This is a genomic window from Klebsiella sp. PK18 (genome assembly GCF_057784655.1).
In genome coordinates this window covers 5,017,240-5,029,127 of sequence record NZ_CM173493.1, presented here as the reverse complement: position 1 = coordinate 5,029,127, position 11,888 = coordinate 5,017,240, and the positions used below count along the sequence as shown (strand labels likewise).

The 11,888-nt window shown below is 61.5% G+C and carries 7 protein-coding genes; 3 read left to right on the top strand and 4 right to left on the bottom strand.

The window, feature by feature from the left end; all coding sequences use genetic code 11:
- Nucleotides 1-24: 24 nt before the first annotated feature.
- Nucleotides 25-1,527 (bottom strand): helicase HerA-like C-terminal domain-containing protein, encoded by a 1,503-nt coding sequence (locus AC3EMD_RS24650; protein WP_008807119.1) that lies wholly within the window; start codon nucleotides 1,525-1,527, stop codon nucleotides 25-27.
- 98 nt (nucleotides 1,528-1,625) lie between these two features.
- Nucleotides 1,626-2,447, bottom strand: a complete 822-nt coding sequence (locus tag AC3EMD_RS24645; RefSeq protein ID WP_302073821.1) for a TIM barrel protein — start codon at nucleotides 2,445-2,447, stop codon at nucleotides 1,626-1,628.
- Between the two features lie 353 nt (nucleotides 2,448-2,800).
- Between AC3EMD_RS24645 and AC3EMD_RS24640 the strand changes: the two genes are divergently transcribed.
- The gene (locus AC3EMD_RS24640) at nucleotides 2,801-4,306 is read left to right on the top strand and encodes a CoA-acylating methylmalonate-semialdehyde dehydrogenase (protein WP_004146794.1); all 1,506 of its coding nucleotides are present in this window, start codon (nucleotides 2,801-2,803) and stop codon (nucleotides 4,304-4,306) included.
- Nucleotides 4,307-4,324: 18 nt separating this feature from the next.
- A complete protein-coding gene (iolB, locus tag AC3EMD_RS24635; protein WP_022065407.1) occupies nucleotides 4,325-5,134 on the top strand; it encodes a 5-deoxy-glucuronate isomerase in 810 nt (269 codons plus the stop codon).
- A 1,356-nt stretch (nucleotides 5,135-6,490) separates the two neighbouring features.
- Here the strand turns inward: iolB and AC3EMD_RS24630 are convergent.
- A complete protein-coding gene (locus AC3EMD_RS24630) occupies nucleotides 6,491-7,348 on the bottom strand; it encodes a MurR/RpiR family transcriptional regulator (RefSeq protein WP_004152190.1) in 858 nt (285 codons plus the stop codon).
- 151 nt (nucleotides 7,349-7,499) lie between these two features.
- Nucleotides 7,500-9,413 carry a bifunctional 5-dehydro-2-deoxygluconokinase/5-dehydro-2-deoxyphosphogluconate aldolase gene (locus AC3EMD_RS24625; RefSeq protein WP_082228281.1) on the bottom strand — a complete coding sequence of 638 codons (1,914 nt, stop codon included), beginning with the start codon at nucleotides 9,411-9,413 and terminating at the stop codon, nucleotides 7,500-7,502.
- 505 nt (nucleotides 9,414-9,918) lie between these two features.
- On the opposite strand from AC3EMD_RS24625, the gene iolD reads away from it, so the two are divergent.
- On the top strand, nucleotides 9,919-11,859 hold the full coding sequence (gene iolD / locus AC3EMD_RS24620) for a 3D-(3,5/4)-trihydroxycyclohexane-1,2-dione acylhydrolase (decyclizing) (RefSeq protein ID WP_064176320.1): 1,941 nt from the start codon (nucleotides 9,919-9,921) through the stop codon (nucleotides 11,857-11,859).
- Nucleotides 11,860-11,888 lie beyond the last annotated feature (29 nt).

The window sequence follows — 11,888 nt, the reverse complement described above, 5'->3', positions numbered from 1 at the left end:
CCTCAACGATGAGGGGGCTTTTTTTTAGCGCTTGCGTCCGCCCAGCAGGCTGCCCAGCATGCCGCGGACGATCTGATTGGTAACCTGGCGAACCGCGCTTTTCGCTGCCGTCTGCACGATACCGTCGCGTTTGCCGCCGCGCGGGCCGGTGCTGCCGAACAGAATATCTTTCAGGCCGCCGAGTAGCCCATCGTCATCGCCGCTCTGCTGGCCCTTCGCCGGCGGAGCCGACTGCTGCCCGGTGGCGACCTGCACCCCTTGCTGCAGCATCTCAAAGGCCGACTCGCGGTCCACCTCCTCCTCATACTTGCCGTACAGCGGCGAGTGATTCAGCAGGCCATTGCGCTCGTCATCGCTGACCGGACCCATTCGCGAGCAGGGGGCGATAACCATCGCCCGCTCGACCACCGACGGACTGCCTTTCTCATCGAGGAAGGAGATCAGCGCCTCGCCGGTGCCCAGCTCCTGGATCGCCTGCTCGGTACTGAAGGCCGGATTGGCGCGCATGGTCTGGGCGGCGGTTTTCACCGCCTTCTGGTCCTTCGGCGTAAAGGCGCGCAGGGCATGCTGCACGCGGTTGCCCAGCTGGCCGAGCACGGCGTCGGGAATATCCGCCGGGTTCTGCGAGACAAAGTAGACGCCGACACCCTTGGAGCGGATGAGGCGGATCACCTGTTCGATTTTATCCAGCAGTACCTGCGGCGCGTCGTTGAACAGCAGATGCGCCTCATCGAAGAAGAACACCAGCTTCGGTTTTTCGAGGTCGCCAGCTTCCGGTAGGCGCTCGTAGAGTTCGGAGAGCATCCACAGCAGGCTGGCGGCATAGAGCTTCGGCATCTGGTAGAGTTTTTCGGCGCTGAGGATATTGATCACTCCTTTACCACTGGCATCGACGCGCATCCAGTCGGCAATATCCAGCATCGGCTCGCCGAAGAAGTGCTCGGCGCCCTGCTGCTCCAGGGTTAACAGCCCGCGCTGGATGGCGCCGATCGAGGCGCTGCTGATATTGCCGTACTGATTCTGGAACGCTTTGGCGTTGTCGCCGATAAACTGGGTGATGGCGCGGAGGTCTTTGAAGTCGAGCAGCAGCAGGCCGCGGTCGTCCGCGATGCGAAAAATAATGTTCAGCACGCCGCTCTGCACCTCGTTGAGATTGAGCAGGCGCGCCAGCAGCAGGGGGCCAAGATCGGAGACCGTCGCCCGAACCGGGTGACCCTTCTCGCCAAAGATATCCCAGAGCACCACCGGGTTGGCGTGCGGCTCCCAGTCGCTGACCCCGATCTTCTCCAGCCGCGCCTGCAGTTTCTCTGAGCTCTGCCCCGCGGCGGCAATGCCGGTCAGGTCGCCCTTGACGTCCGCCATAAATACCGGGACGCCAATCTCCGAGAACGACTCAGCCAGCTTTTGCAGGGTGACGGTTTTACCGGTGCCGGTCGCACCGGTGATCAGCCCATGGCGGTTGGCCATCGCGGGCAGCAAATACAGCGCGTTATCCAGCGTGCGCGCAATCAACAAGGGTGAGCTCATGATCGATTCCTCCATTTATCCTGCGACGATTATAGGCAACCTCGTCGTCCGGCGTTGGGGAAATTGTCACGTGCCGCGCACGCTGTGCAGAGCAGTCTTCAGGCGCAGTGGCGCTGGATAAGCGCGATGCTCTGCTCAATTTCGCGCTCGATATCCGTTTCGCTCCACTGCGCCAGTTCGGACGCGAAGGGCTCAAAAGCGTATACCCCTTGATAGCCGCGGGCTTCCAGCGCTTTAACCTGCTCGCAGGTGCCGAGACGATCCTGCGGGGTTAGCATGATGCGCTCGGCATCGGTGAGCTGCTCGCGCGGACGGGTATCGTCCACCCCGGAAAGGTGCACCAGACCGATGTCCGCCACCTCCACCTGGCTGAACTCGTCCGCCGCCTGCGGGTAGAGATGGTGATGGAAGGTGTCGATCAGCAGCTTAAACGGCACGCGGGCGTCATGGATCAGCGTCTGCGCCTGGTGTGCAGAGCGCAGCGAGCTTTGCGGGAAGCCCAGCGGCTCCACCAGGCCGTGGATGCCGTAGAAGGCGAACAGTGGCGCCAGGTCGCGCAGGGCGCTCAGGGTTTCGCTGGCCGGCACCTCGCTGCCGTCGTTGAGCGGACAGAGCACCAGCGATTTGGCGCCGATGGCCTGGGCCTCTTTCAGCAGCGATTCGGTCAGCTGCCGCACCTCTTCGCTACGACGGTTAAAGGGGTAGACCGCATTAATCGTCAGGATCTCGATGTGGTAGCGCGCCGCCAGCTCGCGCACCTGCTGATGGCTCAGATCGTCGGTCACTTTTCCGCTGGGTAAATCGTTGCGCAGCTCGACCTTATTCAGGCCCAGACGGTTTACCAGACGGAAAAACGCTTCAATGCTGAGCGCTGGCGCGATTTTGCGGTTAATACAAAAACGTTGCATTGCGATGGCCATAGGACACTCCTGACGGAAGAGGGGGTAGGTTCGTTCAATTGGCTAACAGTCAAAACGTTTATTCCAAAATTAGCAAGAATGGAAATGATGAATGTTTGAGCTGTCTCGCAAAATATCACTGGCCCCGACGACGGGGGCGACAGCGGCGGGAAGCCTGGCGTCGAGAGGCAATGAGGCGCGATGCGGGAAGCGCACAGGCAATCCGTCGGCGCAAAATGCGACTGTTATCACCAAAATGAAATTTCATTTCACGACAATGTTGAAATATAAATTTCATTTTACTACGGTTATAGCACAGCAGAATCAGCGACGGGCCGGTGTGCGCTGGCCCCCCTTCACTATGAGGCGAGAACATGACGATCACAGGAAACTTTATTGGCGGGAAAACCGTTATTAGCAGCAGCAACGAAACGATGCCGGTGTACGACCCGGCGACGGGCAAAGCGGTGCGCGAAGTCACGGTGTCAACCGCGCAGGAAGTCTCCGAGGCGATTCAGGTTGCTCGCGATGCGTTTGACAGCTGGTCCCGTACCACGCCGCTGCGCCGCGCCCGCGTGCTGTTCAACTTCAAAATGTTGCTGGAGCAGCACGTGGAAGAGCTGGCGGGGATCATCGTCAGCGAGCACGGCAAAGTGTGGTCGGATGCGCTGGGCGAGCTGACCCGCGGCATGGAAGTGGTCGAATTCGCCTGCGGGATCCCGCACCTGATTAAAGGCGAATACTCCTCTGACGTCGGCACCGGCGTCGACAGCTATTCGCTGATGCAGCCCCTGGGCGTAGTGGCCGGGATCACCCCGTTCAACTTCCCGGCGATGGTGCCGATGTGGATGTTCCCGCTGGCGCTGGCCTGCGGCAACAGTTTCGTCCTCAAGCCGCCGGCGCTGGCGCCGACGGCCGCCGTGCGTCTGGCAGAGCTGCTGAAAGAGGCCGGTCTGCCGGACGGCGTGTTTAACGTCGTGCACTGCAGCAATGAAGATGCTGAGCAGCTGTACACTGACCCGCGTATTGCGGCGGTGAGCTTCGTCGGCTCCTCCGGCGTGGCGGAGTATATCTACAAGACCGCCAGCGCCCACGGCAAGCGCGTACAGGCCTTCGGCGCCGCCAAGAACCACGCGATTGTGATGCCGGATGCCGATCTCGACGCCACCGTTAACGCCATTATGGGCGGCGCTTTTGGCTCCGCAGGCGAGCGCTGCATGGCGCTGCCGGTGGTGGTGGCGGTGGGAGATGAAACCGCCGACAAACTGATCGCCCGCCTGAAGCCGCTGGTGGAAGCGCTGAAAGTAGGCCCGGGCTGCATGCGCGGCCAGGAAGAGAACGAGATGGGACCGGTGGTGTCTGATACCCACCAGAAAAAAGTGCTCGGCTATATTGATAAAGGCGAAAGCGAAGGGGCAAAACTGGTGGTCGATGGCCGCAAACTGCGCGTGCCGGGTTACGACGCGGGCTATTATGTCGGCGGCACCCTGTTCGATCACGTCACCCCGGAGATGACCATCTGGCGCGAAGAGATCTTTGGCCCAGTGCTGGGGATTGTGCGCGCGGCGGACTATGACAGCGCCCTTGAGCTGGTCAACAGCCACGAGTTTGGCAACGGCAGCGCCGTTTTCACCAGCAACGGCCACACCGCGCGTGAATTCGTCCACGACGTGCAGGCGGGGATGGTTGGGGTGAACGTGCCGGTCCCGGTGCCGATGGCGTTCCACAGCTTCGGCGGCTGGAAGCGCTCGGTGTTTGGCGCGTTGAACGTCCACGGGCCGGACGGCGTGCGCTTCTACACGCGCATGAAGACCGCCACCGTACGCTGGCCGGCAGGGCAGCAGACCGTATCTGAATTCAGCATGCCGACATTAGGTTAATCGGCGAAGGAGAGCGCCATGTCGTTACTGGCTAAATCGCGAAAAGAGGGACAGATCCAGCATATTACGCCGCAAAGCGCCGGTTGGCGCTATATCGGCTTTGATGTCTGGATGTTGAAAAAAGGGCAGACCGTGACGCTGGAGAGCGGCGATCGCGAGCTATGCCTGGTGCTGGTCGCCGGGCTGGCGTCGGTGAAAACGCAGCATGCCGATTTCCCGAATCTCGGTAAACGGATGTCGCCGTTTGAACGCACCCCGCCGTGGTCGGTCTACGTCCCGCCGCAGGATAAAGTCGAGGTAACCGCCGATTCCGATCTGGAGCTGGCGGTATGCAGCGCGCCGGGCAAAGGCCGCTTCCCGGCACGACTCATTCGGCCGGAAGACGTCGGCGTAGAGCATCGCGGGAAAGGGCGCAACCAGCGCCGGGTGCATAATATTCTGCCGGACAGCGCCGAGGCGGACTGCCTGCTGGTGGTGGAAGTGTACACCGACGAGGGGGCCACCAGTTCGTGGCCATCGCATAAGCATGATACCGCCCTGCCGGGCAAAGAGACGCAGCTGGAAGAGACTTACTATCACCGCTTCGATCCGCCGCAGGGCTTTGCCTTCCAGCGGGTCTACACCGACGACCGTAGCCTGGACGCCTGTATGGCGCCCTACAACCACGATGTGGTGATGGTGCCGCGTGGTTACCACCCGGTGGCGGCGATTGCCGGTTACGACAGCTACTATCTGAACGTGATGGCCGGGCCGGATCGGAAATGGTTGTTCACCTGGGAAGATGACCACGCCTGGATCAACACGCCGGAGTACCCGCGCCACGACTGACTCGCGGTGCAGAAGCGGATACAAAAGGCCGGTTAGCGATGCTAACCGGCCTTCTTGTTTGAAGGCGGCGGGTGTTTTTTAGCGAAACGCTCCGCGGAATCCCACTCCCCGACCCGGCAAGCGCAGCGCCGCCGGGGAGGACACCTCCGGCACTGTACCCGTCTTGTGCCGGATGGCGCTACACTTATCCGGCCTACGGCATCCTCCCGTAAGCCCCTATACCTCAGGCTGGCAAGCGCAACGCCGCCGGGCAGGGCATCCCCGGCGCCATACCCGCCTTTGTGCCGGATGGCGCTACGCTTATCCGGCCTACGGTTCGTGCGACCTGCCGTTAATTTATTCACCATTCTTGCTGAAACTGCCGGTGCTGACGGCCTCAAAATCGCTGAGACGTTCCCGGAAGGCCGGGGCAGCCCGCATGGATGCGGGCTGAGGGCCGTGTTTTGCACGGACGCTGCCTCGGCCCGACCCGAAGCCTGCAGGGATAAGTCGAAGGTACCACGCAGTGGCGATTTTGCTGGCCGGAGCCCGGGGGTACAGGGGGCGGCGGCGACTGGCCGCCCCCTGTGCGCTCCCTGCGCCATGAGTGACATAACGCAGACGATTAACCGGGAGCGCAATGTGCGTTGAAATCACATGCGACAAACGCTTTTCCCGGATTAATAAAGTTGCATACCAATAACATTATCTCTGGCACCCCGCAGGCGCATATACCTTAGGCCCGGCAAGCGCAGCGCCGCCGGGCAGGACACCTCAGGCGCCATACCCGCCTTTGTGCCGGATGGCGCTACGCTTATCCGGCCTACGGTTCGTGCGACCTGCCGTTAATTTATTCACCATTCTTGCTGAAACTGCCGGTGCTGACGGCCTCAAAATCGCTGAGACGTTCCCGGAAGGCCGGGGCAGCCCGCATGGATGCGGGCTGAGGGCCGTGTTTTGCACGGACGCTGCCTCGGCCCGACCCGAAGCCTGCAGGGAAAAGTCGAAGGTACCACGCAGTGGCGATTTTGCTGGCCGGAGCCCGGGGGTGCAGGGGGCGGCGGCGACTGGCCGCCCCCTGTGCGCTCCCTGCGCCATGCCAGGCATAACGTAGACGATTAACCGGGAGCGCAAATTTCGCTGAAGTTACACGTGATAAACGCTTTTGCCTGGCTGAGAAAGTTGCAAACCGATAACAGTCTCTACGGCATCCCGCAGGCGCATATACCTTAGGCCCGGCAAGCGCAGCGCCGCCGGGCAGTCAGGCACCGTACCCGTGGCTGTGCCGGATGGCGGCATAAATGCCTTATCCGGCCTACGAGATCCTCCCGCAGGCTTATACGACTCCGCCGGGCAACTAACGCCAGGCGGCTTATCTCACGCCTTCTGCTTGGCCTCGGACTCCTGGCTGCTGTTCAGCGCCAGCGAAACCGCCAACGTCTGGGCCAGACACAGGGAGGCAACCTGCGAGCGGAAGCCATCCACCTGCGCTTCACGCACCACAAAGCAGACATCGCTGAAGGCCGCCAGCGGGCTGACCTGACTGTCGGTGATCGCGATCTGCCGCGCTTTGCGCTGCGCGCCCAGCTCCACCAGCTCGACCACTTCCCGGGCGTACGGCGAGAAGCTCACCGCCACCACCACGTCTTTCGGGCCGACCAGACTCAGCTGCTCGGTGAACATGCCGCCGAGGCCGTCGATCAGAAAGGCTTTGCGATCGAGGTGGCGCAGCGCATAGGTCAGATAGGAGGCGACGCTGAACGACCGGCGCAGGCCAATGACGTAGATATTTTCCGCTTCGCCCAGCAGGGCCACCGCGCGCTCCAGATCATCGCTGGAGGTCTGCATCGCCAGCTGCTGCAGGGCCTGGTTGTTCACCATCGTGAACATATTGAGGATTTCCGTCGGCGTTTCCGGCGGGCTGGACTCATCGCTGGTGGTCTGGCGGAACAGACGGGCGCGCTCGGTATAGTTGGCGGTCTCTTCCATCAAATGTTGCTTGAACATCTGTTTCATTTCGTTAAAGCCGCTGAAGCCGAAGGCGTTGGCAAAACGAATCAACGTGGAAGGGGGAACATCCGCCTGTTGCGCAATGGAGGCCACGGTATCAAAAGCCACGCTATTGCTGTTATCAAGGATATAGCGGGCGACCTGTTTCAGGCGTTTGCTTAACGTATCGTAGCGACGCCTGATTTCATCCTGCAGGATGGTCAGCTGTGTTGGGTTATTGGCCATAGAGTGCGCTCTGAGAAAATGGAAGGAATATGGCTTCCAGTGTACCAAATGAAGCGAATTTTTCATTTATTGCGACGAAATACGCGATTCATTTCACGAAGAAACAGAAAAACGCCCGTTCCGCAAGGTGACGGAGACGGGCGTCGGGGGATCAGCGGCGGGCTTCGCGCCAGTAGCCAATGAGCGTCAGGTAGTTGTGTTTCACTTCCTCTATCAGGGCCTCATCGCTGAGCTCACCCTGCATCCAGCGCCGCGACGGCTGGCCAAAGATGGTGCGCCCAACGGCGAAACCTTTGATCATCGGGTGTGCGGCCGCCTCGGCGAAACCGGCGCGCAGTTTGTCGGAAGGCGCGTCGAGGCCGAGGATCAGGATCCCGCGGCTCCACGGATCTTCGCGCTCGATAAGGGCGGTGATCTGCTGCCAGCTGGCGCTGGAGAGCGGCGGCAGCTTCCACCAGTCCGGCTTGATCCCCAACTGATAGAAGTGTTCCAGCATGGTGTGGTAATGGCGCTCGTCTTTGTCCGGGCCATTTTCCGGCAGGATCACCTCCAGCAGCAGCTCATGGCCTGACTTGTTACAGGCCTGCCACACCTCGAGCAGCAGGGCGTCCTGCTCTTCACGCAGCGCCGCCGGGTCGGCAGGATGATAGAAGACCAGGCATTTGACGACATGCTCCAGCGGCCAGTCGATCAGCTGCGAGCCGATGTTGCCATGCTCCAGACGCAGCGGTCGCGAGCTGGGCAGCTCGATGGGGCGGCCGATCCACCAGCCCTTGCCGGTAATGGCGTTCAGCGCACGCTGGCCATAGGTGCCGTCGGCCAGAATGCCGCTGCGCTGATCGAGACCCGCCTCCTGCGCCGCCGCTTCGGCCGCGGCTAACAACAACAGCTTGAGCTGCGGAATGCAGGCTTCATCGCGCCCGGTCTCCCGTGCCAGGTCGGCCAGCTGTTTGCGATGGTCGAAGGCGAAAATGCACAGCTCCGGCCACTGCTGACGGCGGCTGGTGACCCGGTGCAGGTGGTTGAGGCGCTCGTCGACGTCCGGGCGCGGCACCGATTCGGCGCGCAGCAGGTAGTCATCGAGTTCGACTTTGGTGGGCATCGCTGGCGCGCAGCCGTGGCGGGAGACCACCAGCGCCCCGCAGGCGTTGGCGTAACGGCAAGCCTGCTCCCAGCCTTCGTCGTTGAGCCAGCCGCGCAGCAGACCCGACATAAAGGCATCCCCGGCGCCCAGCACGTTGAGAACCTCCACGCGCACGCCCTGCTGCAGCGGCACCTGGTCCCAGCTGTCCGGGATGTCGCCTTCCAGCACCACGCAGCCCATCGGCCCGCGCTTGCAGACGAGGGTGGCTTTGGTGGCATTGCGCACATTTTTCAGCGCGGTCAGGGTATCGGTGCTGCCCCCGGCAATATGAAACTCTTCTTCGGTTCCCACCACCAAATCGAACAGATGCAGCACTTCCTGCAGCTGGCTGGTGACCGGTCCGGACTCAATGAAACGGGTTTCGCCATCGCCGAGCGAGGTGAGCCCCCACAGCACCGGACGGTAATCGATATCCAGCGCGGTACGCAGGCCGTGACGGCGAGCGTACTCCAGCGCCTTCAGCACCGCGGCGCGAGTGTTGGCGTGCGACAGGTGGGTGCCAGTCACCGCCAGCGCCCGGGAGGAGGCAATATACTCCTCGCTGATGTCATCAGGCGTTAAGGCCATATCGGCGCAGTTATCACGGTAGAAAATCAGAGGGAAGGTCTCCTGATCCTTAATCCCCAGCATCACCAGCGCGGTCAGGCGGGATTTGTCGGTGATCAGATACTCCGTATCCACCCCGGCGCGGTTGAGCGTTTCACGCAGGAAACGGCCGTTGTGTTCATCGCCAACGCGCGCCAGCATGGCCGATTTCAGCCCCTGAATCGCGGTGCCAAAGGCCACGTTGCCGGAGGAGCCGCCCAGATATTTCGCGAAACTGGCAACGTCTTCTAGCCGCGAACCGATCTGCTGGGCATAGAGGTCGACGGCCACCCGACCTATACAGATGACGTCGAGCCGCTTTACTGCTGCATTCATAGCTAGGATTTCCTTTTTGGTGTCTGCTGCCTGGAAGGGTCGGGATCCCGACGTCGACTCCGTGAACAGCCTGAGGGTTATTGGTTACCCTTAGTTTGAGAAATAAATATTTCATTTGCAAACTCGTTCGGAATTAAAAAACCAAAAGTGTGAGGGATCTACCACTCTGCCGCACTGAGCCTCGCGCGAGCGTGGATCGGCCCCTCTGTCGCCCCAGGGGAAAGTGAAACGCCGGAAGCGGTTTCTTTACCTATGATTTTTAAGGGGATATTGTCGTGTGGCGCGGCAAAAAAGGGTCCGAAAACGTGTCTGGAATGTAAGTGAAACGTATGAAATGGGTAGAGAGTTTGATCCCTCTCGCAAAATGAAATATTTCTTCTGTATTTGTATTTAATGAAAAAAATGTTTGCCTATAATCCACAGGTATTCCAGTGACGTGAACGACGGCCCCGGCGGCATCGGCGCGACGCCACACACAAATACTGAACAATAAGGATTGTGCATCATGGGCAAACTGAGACTGACGACGGCGCAGGCGCTGGTGAAGTTCCTCGATAACCAGTACCTGGAAGTGGATGGCGTAGAGCTGAAATTCGTGAAAGGCATTTTCGCGATTTTCGGCCATGGCAACGTCCTGGGGCTGGGGCAGGCGCTGGAGCAGGACAGCGGCGATATGCGCGTCTATCAGGGGCGTAACGAGCAGGGGATGGCCCACGCGGCCACCGGTTTTGCCCGCCAGGCCCTGCGCCGGCAGATTATCGCCTGCACCTCCTCCATCGGTCCGGGAGCGGCCAACATGATCACCGCCGCCGGCACCGCCAGCGCCAACCGCATTCCGCTGCTATTGCTGCCGGGCGATGTCTTCGCCACCCGCCAGCCGGACCCGGTGCTCCAGCAGATTGAACAGAGCTACGATCTCAGCATCAGCACCAATGACGCTTTCCGCGCAGTCAGCAAATACTGGGACCGTATTACCCGCCCGGAACAGCTGATGAGCGCCTGCATCAACGCCATGCGCGTCCTGACCGACCCGGCGGAAACCGGCGCGGTGACGCTGTGCCTGCCGCAGGATGTGCAGGGCGAAGCCTGGGACTACCCGGAATCCTTCTTTGCGCGCCGCGTGCACCGTCTCGACCGCCGCCCGGCCAGCGCCGCGCAGCTGGCGGACGCCGTCGCGGCCATCAAAGCCAGCCGTAAACCGCTGATCGTCTGCGGCGGTGGGGTGAAATACTCCGGCGCGGGCGAAGCGCTGTCCCGTTTCGCCGAGCGCTACGGGGTGCCCTTCGCCGAAACCCAGGCCGGGAAGGGGACGGTGGTCTCGTCTCACCCCCTGAACGTCGGCGGCGTCGGCGAGACGGGCTGTCTGGCGGCGAACCTGCTGGCGAAAGAGGCCGACCTGGTGATCGGCGTCGGCACCCGTTTCAGCGATTTTACCACCGCCTCGAAATGGATTTTCCAGCACCCGGAGGTGCGTTTCCTGAATATTAACGTCAGCAACTTCGACGCCTGGAAGCTGGACGGCATTGCCATGCTGGCAGATGCCCGGGAAGCGATGACCGCCCTCGACGCGGCGCTGGCGGATACCGGCTGGCAGGCCGGATGGGGCGCGCAGATCGAGAGCGTGCAGAGTCGTCAGTTAAAAGAGACCCAGCGCGTCTACCAGGCGGTGTGGCAGGAGAAATCCTTTGTGCCGGAGATCGACGATCACCTCGATCGTGAATCGGTGTATCGCGAGTTCCGCCAGATCACCGACTCCACCCTGACCCAGAGCAGCGTCCTTGGGGTACTGAATGAAACGCTGCCGGCCGAGGCGGTGATCGTCGCGGCGGCGGGCAGCCTGCCCGGCGATCTGCAGCGCGTCTGGCGCAACCGCGCGGAAAACACCTACCACGTGGAGTACGGCTACTCCTGCATGGGATACGAAGTCAACGCGGCGCTGGGCGTGAAGCTGGCGCAGCCGCAGAGCGAAGTCTACTCCCTGGTCGGCGATGGCTCCTTCATGATGCTGCACTCTGAGCTGGTCACCTCCCTGCAGGAGCGGGCGAAGATCAACGTCGTGCTGTTCGACAACATGGCCAACGGCTGCATCAACAACCTGCAGATGGAGCACGGGATGGACAGCTTCGGCACCGAGTTCCGCTACCGCCAGCCGGAAACCGGCCAGCTGCAGGGCGGCCTGGTGCCGGTGGACTTCGCCACCATCGCCGCCGGCTACGGCTGCAAAACCTGGCGCGTCACCACCCTGGACGAACTGCGCCACGCGCTGGACGCCGCCCGTCGCGAAACGGTCAGCACCCTGATTGATATTAAAGTGCTGCCGAAGACCATGGTGCACAAATACGGCAGCTGGTGGAACGTCGGAGTCGCCCAGACGGCGCTCTCTGAGCGGATCCGCAAGGTGGCGCAAATGATTAATGAAAAGCGCGCCCAGGCGCGTGATTACTAAAACGAACCTCTACCCTGAATCCTACAGAC

Excerpts from the sequence above, each read along its gene's own strand:
- AC3EMD_RS24630 (WP_004152190.1), bottom strand. The coding sequence starts at position 7,348 with ATGGCCAATAACCCAACACAGCTGACCATCCTGCAGGATGAAATCAGG.
- AC3EMD_RS24650 (WP_008807119.1), bottom strand. The coding sequence starts at position 1,527 with ATGAGCTCACCCTTGTTGATTGCGCGCACGCTGGATAACGCGCTGTAT.
- AC3EMD_RS24645 (WP_302073821.1), bottom strand. The coding sequence starts at position 2,447 with ATGGCCATCGCAATGCAACGTTTTTGTATTAACCGCAAAATCGCGCCA.
- iolB (WP_022065407.1), top strand. The coding sequence starts at position 4,325 with ATGTCGTTACTGGCTAAATCGCGAAAAGAGGGACAGATCCAGCATATT.
- AC3EMD_RS24625 (WP_082228281.1), bottom strand. The coding sequence starts at position 9,413 with ATGAATGCAGCAGTAAAGCGGCTCGACGTCATCTGTATAGGTCGGGTG.
- iolD (WP_064176320.1), top strand. The coding sequence starts at position 9,919 with ATGGGCAAACTGAGACTGACGACGGCGCAGGCGCTGGTGAAGTTCCTC.
- AC3EMD_RS24640 (WP_004146794.1), top strand. The coding sequence starts at position 2,801 with ATGACGATCACAGGAAACTTTATTGGCGGGAAAACCGTTATTAGCAGC.